17 protein-coding genes are annotated in these 19,669 nt (G+C 61.1%); 10 read left to right on the top strand and 7 right to left on the bottom strand.

The features are described 5' to 3' along the window. Positions 1–24 precede the first annotated feature (24 nt). From xylA to AK821_RS13145, 4 genes are all read left to right on the top strand, one after another. Positions 25–1,341, top strand: coding sequence for a xylose isomerase (xylA, locus tag AK821_RS13160; RefSeq protein ID WP_064390041.1), 1,317 nt, complete (start codon positions 25–27; stop codon positions 1,339–1,341). Between the two features lie 149 nt (positions 1,342–1,490). Beyond that, positions 1,491–2,492 (top strand): D-xylose ABC transporter substrate-binding protein, encoded by a 1,002-nt coding sequence (gene xylF, locus AK821_RS13155; RefSeq protein WP_007913194.1) that lies wholly within the window; start codon positions 1,491–1,493, stop codon positions 2,490–2,492. Between the two features lie 155 nt (positions 2,493–2,647). Further along, a complete protein-coding gene (gene xylG, locus AK821_RS13150) occupies positions 2,648–4,204 on the top strand; it encodes a D-xylose ABC transporter ATP-binding protein (protein ID WP_064390040.1) in 1,557 nt (518 codons plus the stop codon). Next, positions 4,205–5,341 carry a sugar ABC transporter permease gene (locus AK821_RS13145; RefSeq protein ID WP_007913196.1) on the top strand — a complete coding sequence of 379 codons (1,137 nt, stop codon included), beginning with the start codon at positions 4,205–4,207 and terminating at the stop codon, positions 5,339–5,341. A 10-nt stretch (positions 5,342–5,351) separates the two neighbouring features. Here the strand turns inward: AK821_RS13145 and AK821_RS13140 are convergent, their stop codons facing one another. Next, the gene (locus AK821_RS13140) at positions 5,352–6,275 is read right to left on the bottom strand and encodes a LysR family transcriptional regulator (RefSeq protein WP_064390039.1); all 924 of its coding nucleotides are present in this window, start codon (positions 6,273–6,275) and stop codon (positions 5,352–5,354) included. A gap of 94 nt (positions 6,276–6,369) precedes the next feature. Further along, on the bottom strand, positions 6,370–7,569 hold the full coding sequence (locus AK821_RS13135; protein ID WP_064390038.1) for an MFS transporter: 1,200 nt from the start codon (positions 7,567–7,569) through the stop codon (positions 6,370–6,372). A gap of 337 nt (positions 7,570–7,906) precedes the next feature. Between AK821_RS13135 and AK821_RS31405 the strand changes: the two genes are divergently transcribed. From AK821_RS31405 to AK821_RS13110, 6 genes are all read left to right on the top strand, one after another. Then, positions 7,907–8,698 (top strand): c-type cytochrome, encoded by a 792-nt coding sequence (locus tag AK821_RS31405; protein ID WP_442965590.1) that lies wholly within the window; start codon positions 7,907–7,909, stop codon positions 8,696–8,698. Next, positions 8,695–9,144: a c-type cytochrome gene (locus AK821_RS31400; protein WP_442965589.1), complete on the top strand. Its 450-nt coding sequence runs from the start codon at positions 8,695–8,697 to the stop codon at positions 9,142–9,144. The genes AK821_RS31405 and AK821_RS31400 overlap by 4 nt, the downstream gene beginning before the upstream one ends. Continuing rightward, positions 9,141–9,614, top strand: coding sequence for a (2Fe-2S)-binding protein (locus tag AK821_RS13125; protein ID WP_064390037.1), 474 nt, complete (start codon positions 9,141–9,143; stop codon positions 9,612–9,614). The genes AK821_RS31400 and AK821_RS13125 overlap by 4 nt, the downstream gene beginning before the upstream one ends. Beyond that, positions 9,611–11,845, top strand: a complete 2,235-nt coding sequence (locus AK821_RS13120; protein ID WP_064390036.1) for a xanthine dehydrogenase family protein molybdopterin-binding subunit — start codon at positions 9,611–9,613, stop codon at positions 11,843–11,845. The genes AK821_RS13125 and AK821_RS13120 overlap by 4 nt, the downstream gene beginning before the upstream one ends. A 170-nt stretch (positions 11,846–12,015) precedes the next feature. Continuing rightward, positions 12,016–13,128: an alkene reductase gene (locus AK821_RS13115; RefSeq protein ID WP_064390035.1), complete on the top strand. Its 1,113-nt coding sequence runs from the start codon at positions 12,016–12,018 to the stop codon at positions 13,126–13,128. Between the two features lie 257 nt (positions 13,129–13,385). After that, positions 13,386–14,345 (top strand): EamA family transporter, encoded by a 960-nt coding sequence (locus tag AK821_RS13110; RefSeq protein WP_064390034.1) that lies wholly within the window; start codon positions 13,386–13,388, stop codon positions 14,343–14,345. A 29-nt stretch (positions 14,346–14,374) separates the two neighbouring features. Here the strand turns inward: AK821_RS13110 and AK821_RS13105 are convergent, their stop codons facing one another. The 5 genes from AK821_RS13105 to AK821_RS13085 form a co-directional block, all read right to left on the bottom strand. Then, positions 14,375–15,304, bottom strand: a complete 930-nt coding sequence (locus AK821_RS13105; protein WP_064390033.1) for a ZIP family metal transporter — start codon at positions 15,302–15,304, stop codon at positions 14,375–14,377. A gap of 62 nt (positions 15,305–15,366) precedes the next feature. Next, positions 15,367–15,615 (bottom strand): hypothetical protein, encoded by a 249-nt coding sequence (locus AK821_RS13100; protein WP_026000673.1) that lies wholly within the window; start codon positions 15,613–15,615, stop codon positions 15,367–15,369. 204 nt (positions 15,616–15,819) lie between these two features. Continuing rightward, positions 15,820–17,310 (bottom strand): aldehyde dehydrogenase, encoded by a 1,491-nt coding sequence (locus AK821_RS13095; RefSeq protein ID WP_064390032.1) that lies wholly within the window; start codon positions 17,308–17,310, stop codon positions 15,820–15,822. Position 17,311: 1 nt separating this feature from the next. Next, positions 17,312–18,214 (bottom strand): dihydrodipicolinate synthase family protein, encoded by a 903-nt coding sequence (locus tag AK821_RS13090; protein WP_064390031.1) that lies wholly within the window; start codon positions 18,212–18,214, stop codon positions 17,312–17,314. Positions 18,215–18,346: 132 nt separating this feature from the next. Beyond that, on the bottom strand, positions 18,347–19,663 hold the full coding sequence (locus AK821_RS13085; protein ID WP_064390030.1) for an NAD(P)/FAD-dependent oxidoreductase: 1,317 nt from the start codon (positions 19,661–19,663) through the stop codon (positions 18,347–18,349). Positions 19,664–19,669 lie beyond the last annotated feature (6 nt).

Raw genomic sequence — 19,669 nt, 5'->3', positions numbered from 1 at the left:
CCAAGAACAACAAGGACAAGGTCCATGCAGTATTTCCCCGATGTCGATGCGATTCGCTACGAAGGCCCGAACAGCGATTCCCCCCTCTCCTTTCGTCACTACGACGCCGACAAACTCATCCTCGGCAAACCCATGCGCGAACACCTGCGCATGGCTACCTGTTACTGGCACGCGTTCGTCTGGCCGGGTTCCGATGTGTTCGGCGCGGGGACGTTCAAGCGCCCATGGCAACATGCCGGCGACCCGATGGAACTGGCGATCGGCAAAGCGGCAGCCGCCTTCGAATTCTTCTCCAAATTGGGTATCGACTATTACTGCTTCCATGACACCGATGTCGCCCCGGAAGGCAGTTCGCTGAAGGAGTACCGCAACCACTTCGCACAGATGGTTGATCACCTGGAGCAACATCAGGAAGCCAGCGGCATCAAGCTGCTGTGGGGCACCGCCAATTGCTTCAGCAACCCGCGTTTCGCTGCCGGCGCCGCGAGCAACCCCGATCCCGAAGTGTTCGCCTGCGCTGCTGCTCAGGTGTTTAGCGCCATGAACGCGACCCATCGCCTGAAAGGCGCCAACTACGTGTTGTGGGGTGGTCGAGAAGGCTATGAAACCCTGCTCAACACCGACTTGAAACGGGAGCGCGAACAACTCGGCCGCTTTATGCGCATGGTGGTCGAACACAAGCACAAGATCGGTTTTACCGGCGACTTGTTGATCGAACCCAAGCCGCAGGAGCCGACCAAGCACCAATACGATTACGACAGCGCCACCGTGTTCGGCTTTCTTCAGCAGTTCGGGCTGGAGCACGAAATCAAGGTCAACATCGAGGCCAACCACGCGACCCTCGCCGGGCATAGTTTCCATCACGAGATTGCGACCGCCGTCTCGTTGGGGATTTTCGGCAGCATCGACGCCAATCGGGGTGATCCGCAAAACGGCTGGGACACCGATCAGTTCCCCAACAGCGTCGAAGAAATGACCCTGGCCACCTATGAAATTCTCAAGGCTGGCGGATTCAAGAATGGCGGATTCAACTTTGACTCCAAGGTGCGCCGGCAAAGCCTCGATCAGATCGATCTGTTCCATGGCCACGTCGGCGCTATGGATGTGCTCGCCCTGTCGCTGGAGCGCGCAGCAGCCATGGTGCAGAACGACGAACTGCAACGGCTCAAGGATCAACGCTACGCCGGTTGGCAGCAGCCGTTCGGCCAGGCGCTGATGGCCGGCGATTTCAACCTTGAGTCGTTGGCCGAGCACGCGTTCACCAACGAGTTGAACCCGCAAGCCGTCAGCGGCCGCCAGGAAATGCTCGAGAACATCGTCAACCGGTTTATCTATCGCTGATCACACAGGGAGCCTGCGGGCGCATCCACGCGGTGACATTTCTACGACAAATCTGTGCCTGCGGCGTCTGCGGATTCTCTACAGTTTTACCAGCCCGATACTCATCGTCAGGCCGTGTCTTTCCAACAACAATAAAAGGACGCCCCACTATGAAGAACGTAAAACGCACGCTATTGGCCACTGCCCTGGCGCTGTTGTCACTGCCGGTGATGGCTGACGCTGCCCACCCGAAAATCGGTTTCTCCATTGATGACCTGCGCCTGGAACGCTGGTCGCGTGACCGTGATTACTTCGTCGCGGCGGCAGAAAAAATGGACGCCAAGGTCTTCGTACAGTCGGCCGATGCCAACGAGCAGAAACAGATTTCCCAGATCGAAAACCTGATTTCCCGGGGCGTCGATGTCATCGTCATCGTGCCGTTCAACGCCACGGTGCTGACCAACGCAGTGGCCGAAGCGAAGAAAGCCGGGATCAAGGTTGTGTCCTATGATCGTCTGATCCTCAACGCTGATGTCGACGCCTACATTTCCTTCGATAACGAAAAGGTCGGCGAGATGCAGGCCAGCGGCGTGCTGAATGCCGCGCCCAAGGGCAACTACTTCCTGCTCGGTGGAGCGCCCACCGACAACAACGCAAAGATCTTGCGTGAAGGCCAGATGAAAGTGCTGCAACCAGCCATCGACAAGGGCGATATCAAGATCGTCGGCCAACAGTGGGTCAAGGAATGGAACCCGACCGAAGCGCTGAGCATTGTTGAAAACGCCTTGACCCGCAACGACAACAAAATCGACGGCATCGTTGCCTCCAACGACGCCACGGCCGGTGGCGCGATCCAGGCACTGGCGGCGCAGCAGTTGGCCGGCAAGGTGCCGATTTCCGGGCAGGACGCTGACCTTGCTGCAGTCAAGCGCGTGATCGCCGGCACGCAAACCATGACCGTATACAAACCGCTGAAACTCATCGCCACCGAAGCCGCCAAGCTCTCGGTGCAACTGGCGCGCAACGAAAAACCTGCCTTCAGTTCGCAGTACGACAACGGCAGCAAAAAAGTCGACACCATCCTGCTCACGCCAACCCCGCTGACCAAGGACAACATCGACCTGCTCGAACAGGACGGCTTCTACACCAAGGCGCAAATTGCCGGTAAGTGATCTCCGGTAATGCGAAAAACCCTTGTGGGAGCGAGCCTGCTCGCGAATTCGGTGTGTCAGTCAACGAAGCATTGTCTGAACTGACGCTTTCGCGAGCAGGCTCGCTCCCACACAGGTTCAATGGTGTGTGAGTCTTTGATATACGAGCCCTGCCCATGTCCGACTATCTGCTGCAAATGAACGGCATCGTCAAAACCTTCGGCGGTGTCAAAGCGCTCAACGGCATCGACATCAAGGTCAGGCCCGGCGAGTGCGTTGGCCTGTGCGGCGAGAATGGCGCTGGCAAATCCACGCTGATGAAGATCCTTTCGGCGGTCTATCCCCACGGCACGTGGGACGGTGAAATCCTCTGGGACGGGCAACCGCTGAAGGCGCAATCGATCAGCGAAACGGAAGCCGCCGGTATCGTCATCATTCACCAGGAACTGACGCTGGTACCCGACCTGTCGGTGGCCGAAAACATTTTCATGGGCCACGAATTGACGCTGCCCGGCGGGCGCATGAACTACCCGGCGATGATCCACCGCGCCGAAGCGCTGATGCGCGAACTGAAAGTCCCGGACATGAACGTTTCGCTGCCGGTGTCGCAGTACGGCGGCGGCTATCAGCAACTGGTGGAAATCGCCAAGGCTCTGAACAAAAAGGCCCGCCTGCTGATCCTCGACGAGCCCTCCTCGGCCTTGAGCCGTTCGGAAATCGAAGTGTTGCTGGACATCATCCGCGACCTCAAAGCCAAGGGCGTAGCCTGCGTCTACATCTCGCACAAGCTCGATGAAGTGGCCGCCGTGTGCGACACCATTTCGGTGATCCGCGACGGCAAACACATCGCCACCACCGCCATGGCCGACATGGATATTACGCAAATCATCACGCAGATGGTCGGGCGGGAAATGAGCAACCTCTACCCCGGCGAGCCACACGACATTGGCGAAGTGATTTTCGAGGCCCGCCACATCACCTGCTACGACGTCGACAACCCCACGCGCAAACGGGTCGACGACATTTCCTTCGTGCTCAAACGCGGCGAGATCCTCGGCATCGCCGGGCTGGTCGGTGCCGGCCGTACCGAACTGGTGACCGCGCTGTTCGGCGCTTACCCCGGTCGCCACGAGGGCGAAGTCTGGCTCGATGGCCAACCCATCGACACCCGCACGCCGCTCAAATCAATCCGTGCCGGTCTATGTCTGGTACCCGAGGACCGCAAGCGCCAAGGGATCATTCCGGATCTGGGCGTTGGCCAGAACATCACCCTCGCCGTGCTGGACAGTTACTCGAAACTGACCCGCATTGATGCCGAAGCCGAACTGGGCAGTATCGATCGGGAAATCTCGCGCCTGCACCTCAAGACGGCGAGTCCGTTCCTGCCGATCACCAGTCTGTCGGGTGGCAATCAACAAAAAGCCGTACTGGCGAAGATGCTGCTGGCCAAACCCCGGGTGCTGATTCTCGATGAGCCGACCCGAGGCGTCGATGTCGGCGCCAAATACGAAATCTACAAGTTGATGGGCGCACTGGCCGCTGCCGGCGTGTCGATCATCATGGTCTCGTCGGAGCTGGCCGAAGTGCTGGGTGTTTCCGACCGCGTGCTGGTGATTGGCGAAGGTCAGTTGCGCGGCGACTTCATCAACCATGAACTCACCCAGGAACAGGTGCTCGCCGCCGCCCTCAGCCAGCCTGGCAGCCATAACAATAATGATCGGAAATCCGCGTAAATGAATCAGGTCAAACAACTGTTCACCCGCTACAAAATGCTCGCGCTGGTGTTTGCCGTGGTGCTGATCTGGCTGTTCTTCAGCTGGCAGACCGAGGGCGGATTCCTCACCCCGCGCAACCTGTCCAATCTGCTGCGGCAGATGTCGATTACCGGCATTCTCGCCTGCGGCATGGTGCTGGTGATCATCAGCGGCGAGATCGATTTGTCGGTCGGTTCATTGCTCGGCCTGCTCGGTGGTCTCGCGGCCATTCTCGATGTGGTCTATCACATCCCGCTGTTGGCCAACCTCAGTCTGGTCGCCCTGTGCGGGCTGATGATCGGCCTCGCCAACGGCTACATGACGGCTTACCTGCGCATCCCCTCGTTCATTGTCGGCCTGGGCGGCATGCTGGCTTTTCGCGGGATTTTGCTGGGGATTACCGGCGGCACCACCATCGCGCCGGTATCGCCGGAGCTGGTTTACATTGGCCAGGGTTACCTGCCCCACGCGATCGGCACCGGTCTGGGTATTTTGTTGTTCGCACTGACCGTGTTCCTCACCTGGAAACAACGGCGTAATCGCGCTCTTCACGGTCTCGCGGCGCATTCATTGGTGCGCGATGTCATCCGCGTGTTGGTGATCGGTGCCGTGCTTGCCGGTTTCGTGCAGACGCTGAACAGCTATGACGGCATTCCCGTGCCCGTCCTGCTGCTACTGATTTTGTTGGGAGTGTTCAGCTACGTGACCAGTCAGACCGTGTTCGGTCGGCGCGTCTATGCGGTGGGCAGCAATATGGAAGCGACGCGCCTGTCCGGGATCAATGTGCAGGCGGTGAAGCTGTGGATCTTCGGGATCATGGGCGTGATGTGCGCCCTCGCCGGCGTGGTCAACACCGCGCGCCTCGCCGCCGGTTCGCCTTCGGCCGGGAGCATGGGGGAACTCGACGCCATCGCCGCCTGCTTCATTGGCGGCACCTCGATGCGCGGCGGCTCCGGCACGGTGTACGGCGCCCTCCTCGGCGCGCTGGTCATTACCAGTCTGGACAACGGCATGTCCATGCTTGATGTCGACAGCTACTGGCAGATGATCGTCAAGGGCAGCATTCTGGTGTTGGCGGTTTGGGTGGATGTGAGTACGCGGACCGGGCGCCGTTGAGCCGCAGGGATCACGCGGCGGGCGTGGTCACGGCAGCCGGACTGAGAATTTCCATCAGGAAATCGATAAACACATTGATCCGGCTGGACCCACGGTGATTGGGTAAATACAAGGCGTTGATGCAGGTGCTGGCACTGCCGGGATTGACCTCGTACTGCTCAAGCAATCGGGTCAACCGGCCGGCTGCCACGTCGTCGCGCACCAGCCAGTCAGCCAGCAGCGTCACCCCGCCGCCACCGATGGCAGCTTCGCGCAGGATGTCGGCGTTGTTGCTTTGCAGGCGCCCGTGAACGTTGAGCTGAATGGGCGCGTCTTCATTCTGAAAGGTCCAGTGCTGGTGGGTGCCGCCGTAATCGAAACGCAGGCATTGGTGCTCCAGCAAATCCCGTGGATGACAGAGCGCCGCGCTACGTGCCAGATACGCCGGACTGGCCACCACCCAGCGTTCAAACTGCCCCACGCGTTTGCTGACGATGTCTTCACTGACCACCGACGATCCGAGCCGCACCGAAACATCGATCTGCTCGCTGAGCAGATCGCTGACCTGATCGCTCAGCGACAGACTGATTTCCAGTCCCGGATGCCGCTCAAGCAAGCGGCTCAGGTGCGGCGCGATCAGGCGCCGTCCGAACTCCACCGGCACGCTGATGCGCAGACGACCCTGCGCTTCAGCGCCACGATCGGCGACGACAGCATCGGCTTCGTCGATCGCGTCGAGAATCGCCACGGCTTTTTCGAAATAGGTCTGGCCGGCAACGGTCACACTGGTGTTGCGCGTGGTGCGATTGAGCAGGCTCGCGCCCAGTTCGTGCTCCAGCCCCGCGACTTGCCGTGTCACTGACGACGTTGATATCCCGAGTTTGCGCGCTGCCGAGGAATAGCCCCCGCAGCGCACGGTTTCCACAAACATCTTCAGTGCCAGCAACTTGTCCATAAGCGGGGTCCGGTCGAAAGGGAACGCGGATGATTGTGCATCACTGTTCCCCCGACGTCTTGTACCGCCGTGCTTGCACGCACTCGCTGGCTGTTCAGACATCGGCCTTGCGGCTCAGGAACAACCCGAGAGCGAGCGCTGGCAGCAGCGCCACTGCGACGGCGGACAGGTTCCAGCCGAAGTGCTCGTACAGCGGACTGGCGACCAGTGAGCCCACGGCGCCGCCGACGAAAATACTGGTCATGTACACCGCGTTTAGACGCGCACGGCTGTGGGGATCGAGGGCGTATACCTCACGCTGACCGAGCACCATGTTCAATTGCACGGCGAAATCCAGCAGCACCGCGCACACCACCAGCCAGACATAACCGCTGCCCGGAAGTGCGGCGATCAGCAGCGAAACCGGCGCCAGCAACAATGCGACCAGCGTGCCGCGCCGACCATGCCCGGCATCCGCCAGACGTCCGGCAATCGGCGCTGCAATGGCACCCACCGCACCGACCAGCGCGAAGATCGCCACGTGTGCCTGAGTGAAGCCGTGGTGACGCATCAGTTCAATCGGCGCGAGGGTCCAGAACAGACTGAAGCTGGCAAACAGCAGCCCTTGATACAGCGAGCGCTGACGCAACAGCGGATAGCGCCGAGCCAAGGCAAACACCGAGCCGATTAGCGCGGCATACGTGGCTTTATGCGTCGGCAGCCGACGCGGCAATGCCACGGCGGTAATCAGAGCGATGACGGCCATCAGGGCTGATGCGCTGTAAAACACTCCGCGCCAGCCGAACACTTCAACCAACAGGCTCGACAGTGGCCGCGACAACAGAATGCCCAGCAGCAGACCGCTCATGATATTGCCGACGACACGGCCACGGCTGGCTTCGGGCGCCAGGTGCGCCGCCAGCGGCACCAGGATCTGCACGGCCACCGAGGTCAGGCCGATCAGCAAAGACAACACCAGGAACATCGACGGTGAATGGGTCAGTCCGGCGCACAACAGCGTGACGCTCGCCGCCAGGGTGAAACCGACCACCAGCCGGCGGTTTTCCATCAGATCGGCCAGCGGCACCAGCAGCAACAGGCCCAGCGCGTAACCAAACTGCGTCAGCGAAACGATCAGGCTGGCATTCGCGCTGGACAGGCCGATCTGCGGTGCAATCAGCTCGACGATCGGCTGTGCGTAATAAAGATTGGCGACGACCGCGCCACAGCAAAATGCCAGGAACGCGACCATCAGGCCGGAAAGTGAAGTTGGTTGTTCGGCATTCGCCGCAACGGCCGGGTTGCCAGTGAGCATGATGACACCTCATTGAGTTCAGGAAAGTGCTGCCAAGGCTACGGCCCTGTGGCGATCCACAGAATCCACACGGCGGGCAATGCACTGATGCGTCCTGCGCAACGGCGCAGGCGTTGCTTCTCGCGCAACGCGCTGTTGCGTGCGCCGCTGATTCTCCCGCGCAGACGGTTTCTCTACGCTTTGGCCCCTGGCGCCGTCGTCCCCATCGGCGCCCTTCCCCGGCCATCACAAGGAGCGTTTCCATGACCCTCAGCCCATCCGTCCTGTCATCGCCTGCCGCGTTTTTTCCTGTGCCATGAACAGCTCATTTCTGAAGTCCAGAACGCTATGGATCAGCGTGGCCGTCGTCGCCGTGCTCGGCCTGATCGGCGCCGTTTGGCTGATGTGGCGCCCGGCGATTGCGCCGATCGAGCGCCCGACGTTGTTCGATACTGCGCAGTTGCAACGCGGAGCGCGGGTGGTCGAGGCCGGTGATTGTGCGGTCTGCCATACCCGCCCCGGTGGCGAATATCTGGCCGGCGGGCTGCCGCTGGTAACGCCGTTCGGCACGTTGTACAGCACCAACATCACCCCGGACGTAGAAACCGGTATTGGCCAATGGTCACTGCCAGCCTTCGAGCGGGCGATGCGTCAGGGCATTGCCCGCGATGGTCACTTGCTCTATCCGGCGTTCCCCTACGTGCACTACCGGCGCATGAGCGCAGCAGACATCGCCGACGCCTACGCCTACTTGATGAGCGGCCCCGCCGTGCACGCGCCGGCCGAGCAGAACCAGATGAACTTTCCGATGAACATTCGCCCGTTGGTGGCGTTCTGGAACCTGCTGTTCCTGCACGGTGAGCCACTGACGCCGCTGGCGGGGCGTAGCGAGGCGTGGAATCGCGGGCGTTATCTGGTCGACGGTCCGGGCCATTGCGCTGGCTGCCATTCGCCGCTGAACCTGATCGGCGCGGAAAAATCCTCGGAATACTTGCAGGGCGGCAGCGTCGATGGCTGGCAAGCGCCCGCGTTGGTCGGTATGGGCCAACGCAGCACCCCGCGGCGTCGTGAGCAGCGGGGGGGCTATCTGCGCGCCGAAATCGTTGAGGGCCACGGCCCCCCCGCCGGGCCGGGGCGTCCGGTCGCTTGAGTCGGGCGGGCCTGCCCGCCAGTGAAGCCGAGGCGATTGCCGAATATGTGCTCAGTCTGGAAAACCCGCCTTCGGTGACAGAGACGCCACCGAAGACGCCTGCCAATGAACCGGCAGACCACTCGACCGGCGCCCTGCTCTTCAGCAGCGCCTGCGCCGGTTGCCATGGTGCGGCGGCGCCAATGCGCACCATTGATGGTCGCCCGGGCCTGCAAAACACCTCGGCGTTGCAAGCGGCCAGTTCGCGCAACTTTCTCAAACCCGTGCTCGAGGGGTTGCCCGCCACAGCCGGGTCGCCCGGCCCACTGATGCCTGCATTCGCCGCCAGCCTCGACAACGCGCAACTCGGTGCACTGGCCGCGTATCTGCGTCAGCAAGCCAGCCCAGATCAGCCGTGGGCCGACCTCTCTTTCACTATTGAAGCGTTACGTCAGGAGACGAAATGAGCCAGATCACCCTCAACGTCAACGGAGCCGCGCAACCGCTTGAGCTGGAGCCGGACATGCCATTGCTGTATGCGCTGCGCAATCACTTGAACCTCAACGGCGCCAAATACGGCTGCGGTCTCGGTCAATGCGGCGCCTGCACGGTGATCGTCGATGATCGACCAGTGTTCGCCTGCCTGACGCCCTGCGCCGGCCTCGAAGGCAAAAAAATCCGCACCGTGGAAAGCCTCGGCAGCGCGGAAAAACCCGGCCCTCTGCAAGCTGCGTTCATCGAGAAACAGGCTGCGCAATGCGGCTACTGCATTGCCGGCATGCTGATGCGCGCGCAGGCGTTGCTTGAGCGTAATCGCCACCCTGATGACGCGACCATTCGCGAGCACATGGCCGGCAACCTGTGCCGCTGCGGTACGCATTTGCGGATTATCGAGGCGATCAAACAGGTGGCCGGGCACAACGGGAGCCTGACATGAGCGAGTCGAACGGTTTGAACCCGAGTCGGCGTGCCTTCCTGCGCGGTGGCGCGTTGCTGATGGCGTTCACCCTGCTGCCGGTGGCGCGGCGTGTGTTGGCGGATACGGAAGTCGATACGCTTGGCACCGTGGTCCTCGCGCCTGACCTGCCCGGCAGCCTGCGCACCAACCCGTTTCTCGACGCCTGGATCCGCATCGGCGCCGACGGCATCACCGTCTACACCGGCAAGGTCGAATTGGGCACCGGGGTGAAAACCGCGCTACTGCAAATTGCTGCCGAACGTTTGCAGGTGCCGGCAACCGCGATCAACCTGCTCACCGCCGACACCGCGCTGACACCCAACGAAGGCTACACCGCCGGCAGCCACAGCATTTTCGACAGCGGTACCGCGTTGTATAACGCCGCCGCGCAGGTGCGTGAAATGCTCGTCGATGCCGCCGCGCGCCGTTGGCAGGTTGATGCTGCACTGCTCAGCACTCACAACGGTGTGATCGAAGGCCCGGCCGCTCAGCGGATGAGTTACGCCGACGCGGTCAAGCATGTCGATGTGCACCAATACGCCAAGGCTCAATCACCGGCGATGGCCGCCGCTGACTTCAAACTGATCGGCCATTCGTTGCCGCGCCTCGACAGCCCGGCGCAGGTCAGCGGCGGCGCGGCGTTCGTCCAGGACATGCGCCTGCCGGGCATGCTGCATGCGCGGGTGATCCGCCCGCCGCGTCCGGGCTGCACGCTACAAGCATTCGATGCGGAGTCCATCGAGGCGTTGGCTGGCGTGGTCAAGGTGATCCGCGACGGCAACTATCTGGCGGTGGCCGCCGGTGATGAGTGGCAAGCGATCAAAGCCATGCGCAGGGCCAGCGAGGTGACGCAATGGAGCGAGGGCGAAGCGATTCCAGAGGCGGCCGAGATTCATGGTCTGCTCAAACGCCTGCCCTCACGGCGCTATCCGATCAGCAACAGCGGCACGCCGAGCGGCGCGGCCGACACGCGTTTTCAGGCGCGGGTCACCAAGCAGTATTTGATGCACGGCTCGATCGGCCCGTCTTGCGCGGTGGCCTGGTTCAAGGACGGCAATCTCACGGTCTGGACCCACACCCAAGGTGTTTATCCGCTGCGCGCCGGCATTGCCGAAATGCTCGGTCTGCCACCTGAGCGGGTGCGCTGTATTCATACCGAAGGCTCAGGTTGCTATGGGCATAACGGTGCCGATGATGCCGCGGCCGATGCTGCATTGATTGCTCTGCGTGTGCCCGGTACGCCGGTGCGCGTGCAATGGATGCGCGAACAGGAAAATCTTTGGGAGCCGTATAGCTCGGCGATGGTCACCGAAGTCGACGCGGGCCTCAGCCAGGGTCGGCTGCAGGACTGGGCCTACGAACTCTGGACCACACCGCACAACGAACGCATCGTCAACGCCGGGCGTCTGCTGCCGGCACGCTTGCTTGCGCGGCCCTTCACCTCAGCGCCCTCCGTGCCGATCGCCCAGCCCGAAGGCGATGGTGATCGCAACGCGGTGCCGCTGTACGAGTTGAACTCGAAGCGCATCAATATGACCTTCGTCACCCAGATGCCCTTTCGCACCTCGGCCATGCGTTCGCTGGGGGCGCACATCAATATCTTCGCCATCGAGGCGAGCATCGACGAGTTGGCGATCAGGGCCGGCATCGACGCGGTCGCCTTGCGTCTGGCCCATCTCAGCGACCCGCGTGCTCGCGCGGTGGTAGAACGTGTGCGTGATGAGATCGGCTGGCCGCAAAAAAGCAGCGAGCCCGGCGCCGGGATCGGTTTCGCCTTCGCCCGCTACAAAAACATCATGGGTTACTGTGCCATCGCGGTGAAACTTCGGGTGCATCCGCAGACCGGCGAGATTCGCATCGATCACGTGGTGACGGCGGTGGATGTCGGCCAGATCGTCAGCCCCGACGGCCTGCGCAATCAGGTCGAGGGCGGCATCATGCAGTCCGCGAGTTGGACCCTGTACGAAAAAGTCGCCTACGACGCGGGGGGCATTCGCAGCTACGACTGGAGCGGTTATCCGATTCTGCGCTTCACGCAACTGCCGAAAAAAGTCGATGTGCATTTGCTCGACCAACCGGGAGAACCGTTCCTCGGTGCCGCTGAAATTGTCCAGGGGCCGATGGCCGCCGCCCTTGGTAACGCCGTCGCCAACGCCACCGGCCGGCGCTGGCTGAACCTGCCACTCACACGCTCAAACCAGCCCGCCTGAGCCACGCCCGTGTTCATCGCTGATGAGCACGGGTGCCGTTGCGCCCTGCGCAAAACAGCGTAGCGCCGGCCACCGATTATCAGCCCCGCTGAGCGCGGTTAAGTTAGCGGCACTGGTTCGCGGCGCCGCTGCCGCGCTTGAATTCCCCTTATTGAAATCTGGAGCTACCCATGACCCGTCGTCTGTTCCAACCCCTCGCACTCGGTCCTTACACCCTCGCCCATCGCGTGGCCATGGCGCCGTTAACGCGCTCACGCGCCGGCCAACCAGGCGATGTGCCAACGCCGATGAACGCCGAGTACTACCGCCAACGGGCCAGTGCTGCGCTGATCATCACCGAGGCCACGCAAATCTCCCGGCAGGCTCAGGGTTACGCCTGGACGCCGGGCATCTACAGCCCTGAGCAGGTGCGGGCGTGGCGTGACGTCAGCGCGGCGGTGCATGAGGCTGGCGGGTTGATCTTCATGCAGCTGTGGCACGTTGGCCGGGTGTCCCACCCCAGTTTCCAACCTGATGCCGGCCTGCCGGTTGCACCCAGCGCGCTGCCGGTGCCGGGCAAGACGTTTATCGTCGACGACAACGGTAACGGCGTCTGGGGTGATGTGCCGGTGCCACGCGCGCTGGAAACCGCGGAAATCGCCGGTATCGTCGAAGACTACCGCTTGGCCGCGCGCAACGCGCTGCAGGCGGGCATGGACGGTGTAGAGATTCATGCCGGTAACGGTTACCTGCTCGATCAGTTTCTTAACAGCAACAGCAACCAGCGTGACGATGCCTATGGCGGCAGCGTGGAGAATCGCGCGCGGTTTCTGCTGGAAGTGGTCGCGGCCGTGGCTGAAGAAGTTGGCGCCGAGCGGGTCGGCGTACGCCTGACGCCGATGGGCCGTTTCATGGGCATGGGCGATGACACTCCAGAGGCCACTTTCGGCCACCTCGTCGAAGCGCTTAATCAATGGAATCTGGCCTACCTGCACCTGGTCGAGCCAGCGATGGTTGGCACCGTCAAAGATGAGAACTTCGACCCGCGCTGGGACGCGATCATTGCCCAGTTGCGCAAAACCTGGAACGGCGTGCTGATCCTGGCGGGCGGCTACGATGCGCAATCTGCCGAACAGGCGCTGATTGCCGATCGTGCCGACATCATCGCGTTTGGCCGCCCATTCCTGGCCAACCCTGATTTGCCGCGTCGACTGCACGATGGCCTGACACTCAACACGCCGGACCCTGGCAGCTTTTTCGGCGGGGATCAGCGTGGCTACATCGATTATCCATTTCATGCCTGAGCAGAAGCAGACGACCCGCCTCTCATGAATGTGTAAATCCCTGGAAGCAGGGGCCGATGGGCCCCAGCTCTATCAAGTCATACGATCTCCACACTCAATCAAAGGCGCGAAAAATCCAGCATAAAGCCGAACATATGCGTAGCTGTGCGCTTTCAGGTCTATTGCCCGACGTCGCCGAATGCGATAAAACGGGCTGGTTGTACGACAACCTAATAAAAACCAAGTCGTTCGAACGGCTAACAATCCTGAGATCTGTCATGCCTCGCCCTACCGCTACGCAAACCGTACCGCCGCCCTACCCCCGTTATCTGGCTGTGATCATTCTGTTGTGCATGGGCTGTGCGTTTGCCGGCAATCATGTGGCGGCGCGAGTCGCATTTGATGATGGTGCGGGTGTGCTGCTGGCGATTTTGATGCGGTCCGGCGGGACCTTGCTGGTGCTCGCGATTCTGGTGCTGTGGCAACGACAAAGCCCACGCTTGCCGGCGGGTGCCTGGCGCTGGCAACTGTTGCTGGGGTTGCTGATCACTGCGCAGAGTCTGTGCCTTTACTCTGCTGTCGCACGGGTGCCGGTGGCGCTGGCCCTGCTGGTGGCAAACGTATTCCCTATTCTGCTGGCATTGCTCACTTGGGCGTTGGGTGGCCAGCGACCGAGCGCACGCACCGCGACGTTGATGGGTCTGATTCTATTGGGCCTGGTGTTTGTGCTGGACGTGCCCGGGCGTCTTTCGACCACGACAGACGTCAGTGCGCAATGGCTGACGGGCGTCGCACTCGCGTTCTGCGCCGCCAGCGTGTTCGCCTGCGCGCTGTGGATCACCGACCACAAACTGTCTCAGGTACGCGGCTCGGTGCGCAGTCTGCTGACCATTTTCATCGTGTTCAGCAGCGTCAATCTTGCAGGGCTGACCGGTGCCCTCCCTGGCGGATTGAACCTGCCCGCCACCTCGACCGGATGGCTGGCCCTCGCCACCCTGGTGGTGCTGTACGGCACCGGTTTTATCGTCCTGTTCATTTCCGTGCCTCGCCTCGACATGCCGCGCAATGCGCCGGTCATGAACATCGAGCCATTGGCAACGCTGCTGATGGGCTGGATTGTGCTGGACCAGATGCTCAGCAACGGACAGATTCTCGGTGGGGTGATCGTGGTCACCGGCATCGTTTTGCTGACGTATCGTAAATCAGTGGTCAGGGGTGAGGTTAAAGCCAGTGCGTGACGGTTTCTCTCCATTGGTCAGGTTCGTGATTAACCCAAAGCAGTGTCGAGAAACATCATCACCCCAAAGCCGAGCATCAGTCCCAACGTGGCCGGGGTCTCATGCCCGTTGCGATGGGTCTCGGGAATGACCTCATGGGACACCACAAAAATCATCGCCCCGGCTGCCAGACCGAGCGCAATGGGATATCCCAACGCAAAGCTGCTGGAAATACCCAAGCCGACGATGGCGCCAATGGGTTCCATCAACCCCGAACCCACCGCAATCAGCGCTGCGCGCAGTGCGGAGATGCCGGTTACGCGTAATGCCAGGGCGACTGCCAGACCTTCAGGAATGTCTTGAATGGCGATGGCAGTCGTCAGCGGCAGTCCCACCTTCATATCGCCGTTGGCGAAGCTCACGCCAATGGCCATGCCTTCCGGCAGGTTATGCAGTGTGATTGCCAGGACGAACAACCAGACACGATTGATGCGCTGCGCATCTGGCCCCCGGCGTCCGCTTTTCTCGTGTTCGTGAGGCACGAAACGATCAAGCCCGACCATCAGCGCGACGCCCAGTCCCAATCCTGCAACGACGACGCAAGCTGCGAGCAACGGGTTACCGCAAAGCGCCTGAGCCGCTTCTATGCCAGGCAGAATCAGCGAAAACGAACTGGCCGCCAGCATCATCCCGGCGGCGAAGCCGAGCATGATGTCTTGGGTTCGGGCGGCGATGTCTCGTAACGCAATCGCTACGACAGCGCCCATTGCCGTGGCAGCGAAGCCTGTCATGCCACCGATAAAGGCGAAGTGCAGATTCTGTTTGTTGGCCCCGACGAAGGCGCCATAGCCGCTAATCAGCAGGAAGACTGTCACGCCGATCAGAATCGACCAGAAGACGCGCCCGCCCCATCCGGACCCAGAGAAACGGGCGAACCAGGAGCGAGCAGGTGCAGCTGATGAGGTCAACGGCTCGGGCATGGAAATCTCCTGTTTTCTTGATTCGATCTTTCAGAGGATGCGGATAACGACCGTACATGACCTCAATGGTAATCGTCTCCAGCGACTGCGCGCAGGTAGGCGACGTCTGCTTCTCTGCGCAGGTCGCGCCACTCGTCCCAGCTGAGCAGGCCCAAACGATCCATTTCATCCGATTGGCGCACCAGTTCGTCGTGATAGGCGTCTGGGCAATCCATGCGCAGTTCAAGGTTTTCCAGTGCGCGTTGCCAGGCAGCCAAAGCGAGTAATCTGGTTTCTTGTGCGAATGTCAGTTGGTTCTTGAACGCGTTCATTTCGCCCACCCCGAATATTTCCCGGTTGAGCCAGCGGTTTCGAGTTAGGTTCAAAATGTCTGACGAAAAGCGGATGACTGAAAGCTTTCTGCTGATGTGGTCACCAACAATTCCAGTTCATGGATTGGTTAACGGTATGGGGCAATCGCCCCGCCACTCAATCCAGTGGTCGGGGCGATCCGGCTTCTTGCGGCGAAGTTGCTGTCAGGATGCGTCAATCCAGATGGTTTTGATTTCGGTGTATTGGTCATGCGCCCAGATCGACTTGTCGCGCCCGCCGAACCCCGATTCCTTGTAGCCGCCGAATGGCGTAGAGGCGTCGCCTTCGCCAAAGCAGTTCACCGTGACAATCCCGGCACGGATCCCGCGCGAGAGTTTCAGCGCATGGCGCAGGTTGCCGGTGTAAGCCGATGCCGCCAGGCCGTAGGCCGTGTCGTTGGCCAGTTCAATGGCTTCGTCGACGGTCTGGAACGTGGTGACGCTCAGCACCGGGCCGAAGATCTCTTCCTGGAACAGACGGCTATCGCGGCTCACGCCATCAACGATGGTCGGTTCGACGAAGATGTCTTTGGCCGTCTTGCCGCCCACCAACACGCTGAGGTTCTCGTCGCGGGCAACGTCAAGGTAAGAACGGACTTTCTCGAAATGCGCCTTGCTGATCATCGAACCCAAGCGGTTCTCAGGATCGAGTGGGTCGCCCATTTTCCAATCGCCCAGATGCACCTGCACACGCTGCAACAGTTCATCCTTGATGTCGGCGTGCACGATCAGCCGCGACGAGGCCGAGCAGTTTTCACCCATGTTCCAGAATGCGCCGTTTACTACATGCTGAGCGACGACATCGATGTCTTCGACATCATTCATCACCACGGCCGGGTTCTTGCCGCCACATTCCAGCACGATACGTTTGAGGTTCGATTCGCTGGAGTATTTGAGAAACAGCCGCCCGGTGTCGGTTGAGCCGGTGAAGCTGACCATGGCCACGTCAGGATGACGCCCCAACGGCTCGCCCGCCTCCTTCCCTCCCCCGGGCACGACGTTGAAGACACCGGCGGGAATCCCCGCCTGATGCGCCAGTTCGGCGACGCGCAAAGTGCTCAAGGTGGTTTCCTTGGCCGGTTTGACCACGATCGAGCAACCTGCTGCCAGCGACGGGCCGATTTTCCAGGCGAGCATCAGCAGCGGGAAGTTCCACGGCAGCACCAGGCCGACAACCCCGATCGGCTCGCGCACCACCATGGTAACTGCACCCGAGCCGACGGGCGCCGTAGCGTCGTAGATCTTGTCGATCAGCTCAGCGTGCCAGCGCAACGTATGAATCGTTTCCGGTACGTCGATGTTCTGACATTCACGAATTGGCTTGCCACTGTCCAGGCTTTCGAGCACCGCCAGTTCGTGGGCGTTGTCCTCCAGCAACTGAGCAAAGCGCAGCAATACCGATTTGCGTGCCGACGGCGCCAGAGAATGCCAGCGCGCATCGCCGAAGGCTTCCTTCGCGGCGGCCACCGCTGCATCGACATCGTCGGCATTGCACGCGGCAATCTCGGTCAGCACCTGATCGGTAGCCGGGTTGGTTGTGGTGAATGTCTTGCCCGATCTGGCGGCGCAGAACTGCCCATTGATGAACGCTTGATTGCGAAACTCGAGTTTCGCAGCCAGTCCACGGTATTGCTCTTGACTCAGCAGATCTGCCATTTCAAGCCTCCTCGACGATACGCGCGACGTTGTTCTGAAGGGTTTTGATCACGCTTTCCAGCGCTTGCTTCTCGGAAGGCTCCAGCGCTTGCAGTGGCGCCCGGACACCGCCGGCACGCAGGCCACTGAGTTCGCTGCCATGTTTGATCGATTGCACGAACTTGCCGCTCTCGAGGAAATCCATCAACGGCAGCATCGCCGACATGATCCGCCGGCCCTTATCGAAGTTCTTCTCCAGGACACAGGCTTCGTAGAGCGCAATGTGTTCACGCGGGATGAAGTTCGAGCCGGCGCACACCCAACTGCGCGCGCCCCAGGCGAAGAACTCCAAAGCCTGATCATCCCAGCCACAAGACAACTGGATCGACGGATGGGCATGAGCCAGACGGTGCAGGCGACTCATCTCGCCCGAACTTTCCTTGATGGCGGCGATGTTCTTGCAGCCGGCAATCGCTTGGAAAAACTCGTCGCCCATCGCCACGCCCATCCGCGACGGATAGTTGTACAACATGATCGGCAGCCCGGCGGCCTTGTCCACGGCGAGCACGTGAGCGGCAATTTCCTTCTGCGTCGGCAAGGCATACGGTGGTGAACCGACCAAAATGGCGTCCGCTTCGAGGGACTTGGCTTTTTCGGCGAAGTACACCGAGTCTTCGGTACGAATGCCGCCAGTGCCGATGACCAGCGGCAAGCGCCCACGAATTACATCCTTGGCACGCTCGGCCACGGCCACCCGCTCCTCGGCGGTGTGCGCGTAATACTCGCCGGTGGAGCCGCCGATAACGATGCCGTGAACCTTGGACTCGATCAGGTATTCGAGCACCTCGGAGAACGCCGAATAGTCGATCTGGCCATCAGCGGACAACGGGGTAATGGCAGGGGTAAAAATTCCGTCAAAGTTCATAGCGTTTTCTCCAGTGGTTCAATGTTCAATCCGTGCGCCCGACGGCATGCCGGGCAGACCGTGGTTATTGGCGGCGCAAGCCTTCAGGACGGCAGCAAAGCGACGAGGCTTCAGCGACTAGTCAACGCAGACTCAGCTTTCTCTCCCGGCGCGGTACTGCCCCCACTTGAGGTTCATGTTCACCCCCAGCGAAAGAAACGGTTCTGGCGGGTTGCTGTTGGGCCCTGGCGCCTGCAACAGGAAATCAATCAGTGGGTCGCGCTGTCCCGCCAGCCAGTCCGCGAGCAACTTGCCGGTGACGGTTCCGCGCGTGACGCCCAGACCGTTGCATCCGAGCGCGCCATAAACATTGGGCGCCAGTTCACCGAAGAAGCCGTTGTGATTGCGCGACATGGCCAAGGCGCCGCCCCAGGTGTATTCAAACGTCACGTCCGGCAACATCGGGAAACGCTGATCGAATGACGCCTTGTGCCGGCGCACGAAACGTTCGTTGTATTTGCTGTTGCTGCGACCATCCGGGTTGAAGGTGAAACTGTTGCGGATCAGCAGGCGGTTATCCGGGGTGCGGCGCACCGTGGTGCCGAACGGATCCGCCGGAATGGCGCCCCAGAACGGTTTACCGCCAAGGCGCGCCTGTTCCTCTTCGGTCAGCGGCCGCGTAATGCTGGCGTAGGTGTAGATCGGCAACATGCGCCCTTGCAGGAAACCGAAACGCATACCGAACGAGTTGTTCGCCAGAATCAGCTTGTCGGCGGTGATGCTGCCGTGAGCGTGCTTGAGGACAGTCTTGGCGCCGTACTCCACTTCCAGAATCGGCGTGCGCTCATACAGCGTGACGTTCGATGGCAGGTTGTCGGCGAGGCCTTTCACCAGCCCGGACGGTTGCAGTAGCACCGCCCCCGGGGTGAACAATGCCTTGCGGTAAAAGCGCGTGCCCAAGTGTTCGGGCAACTCATCGGCATCAATCATCTGAAAAGGCTGATCGAGTTTTTCCAGGCCCCGGCGATAGGCATCGAGGACGGCAATACCGCGGGTCTCTACCGCCGCCTGATATTTGCCGCAAGCTCTCATCTGGCATTCGATACGGTATTGATCGACCAGCTCGCGAAGTATCGATTGGCCGGCCAGATTGAGTTTCAAACTGGTGCGTGCAAGCGCGATGTCACCGATGTAATCCTCAGCGCCAATATCATGGGGAAGATCAATGGCAAAACCGGCATTACGCCCCGACGGGCCCAGTCCGACTTCCTGCGCTTCGATGAGCAGCACTTCGTCGTCGGGAAAATTCAACGCCAGTTGCCGCGCGCACGCCAGACCCGTGAAGCCGGCACCGATGATCACCCAGCGGGCTGAACGGTGCCCGCGGTGAGCCGGCTCGGGGCTGCGTGGTTTGCTCAAGTGAAACCAGCCACAACTATCATCATCGGCGGGTAATGAACTGACTTTCATAGTGTT

The sequence above is a fragment of the Pseudomonas sp. RIT-PI-r genome, assembly GCF_001297015.1.
Classification (GTDB): domain Bacteria; phylum Pseudomonadota; class Gammaproteobacteria; order Pseudomonadales; family Pseudomonadaceae; genus Aquipseudomonas.
The sequence above is the reverse complement of the archived record's forward strand: the minus strand, read 5'-3'. Positions and strand labels throughout refer to the sequence as shown.

What these genes read in the sequence shown, in the direction of transcription:
- xylA (WP_064390041.1), top strand. Translation starts at nt 25, where the DNA reads ATGCAGTATTTCCCCGATGTCGATGCGATTCGCTACGAAGGCCCGAAC.
- xylF (WP_007913194.1), top strand. Translation starts at nt 1,491, where the DNA reads ATGAAGAACGTAAAACGCACGCTATTGGCCACTGCCCTGGCGCTGTTG.
- xylG (WP_064390040.1), top strand. Translation starts at nt 2,648, where the DNA reads ATGTCCGACTATCTGCTGCAAATGAACGGCATCGTCAAAACCTTCGGC.
- AK821_RS13145 (WP_007913196.1), top strand. Translation starts at nt 4,205, where the DNA reads ATGAATCAGGTCAAACAACTGTTCACCCGCTACAAAATGCTCGCGCTG.
- AK821_RS13140 (WP_064390039.1), bottom strand. Translation starts at nt 6,275, where the DNA reads ATGGACAAGTTGCTGGCACTGAAGATGTTTGTGGAAACCGTGCGCTGC.
- AK821_RS13135 (WP_064390038.1), bottom strand. Translation starts at nt 7,569, where the DNA reads ATGCTCACTGGCAACCCGGCCGTTGCGGCGAATGCCGAACAACCAACT.
- AK821_RS13125 (WP_064390037.1), top strand. Translation starts at nt 9,141, where the DNA reads ATGAGCCAGATCACCCTCAACGTCAACGGAGCCGCGCAACCGCTTGAG.
- AK821_RS13120 (WP_064390036.1), top strand. Translation starts at nt 9,611, where the DNA reads ATGAGCGAGTCGAACGGTTTGAACCCGAGTCGGCGTGCCTTCCTGCGC.
- AK821_RS13115 (WP_064390035.1), top strand. Translation starts at nt 12,016, where the DNA reads ATGACCCGTCGTCTGTTCCAACCCCTCGCACTCGGTCCTTACACCCTC.
- AK821_RS13110 (WP_064390034.1), top strand. Translation starts at nt 13,386, where the DNA reads ATGCCTCGCCCTACCGCTACGCAAACCGTACCGCCGCCCTACCCCCGT.
- AK821_RS13105 (WP_064390033.1), bottom strand. Translation starts at nt 15,304, where the DNA reads ATGCCCGAGCCGTTGACCTCATCAGCTGCACCTGCTCGCTCCTGGTTC.
- AK821_RS13100 (WP_026000673.1), bottom strand. Translation starts at nt 15,615, where the DNA reads ATGAACGCGTTCAAGAACCAACTGACATTCGCACAAGAAACCAGATTA.
- AK821_RS13095 (WP_064390032.1), bottom strand. Translation starts at nt 17,310, where the DNA reads ATGGCAGATCTGCTGAGTCAAGAGCAATACCGTGGACTGGCTGCGAAA.
- AK821_RS13090 (WP_064390031.1), bottom strand. Translation starts at nt 18,214, where the DNA reads ATGAACTTTGACGGAATTTTTACCCCTGCCATTACCCCGTTGTCCGCT.
- AK821_RS13085 (WP_064390030.1), bottom strand. Translation starts at nt 19,663, where the DNA reads ATGAAAGTCAGTTCATTACCCGCCGATGATGATAGTTGTGGCTGGTTT.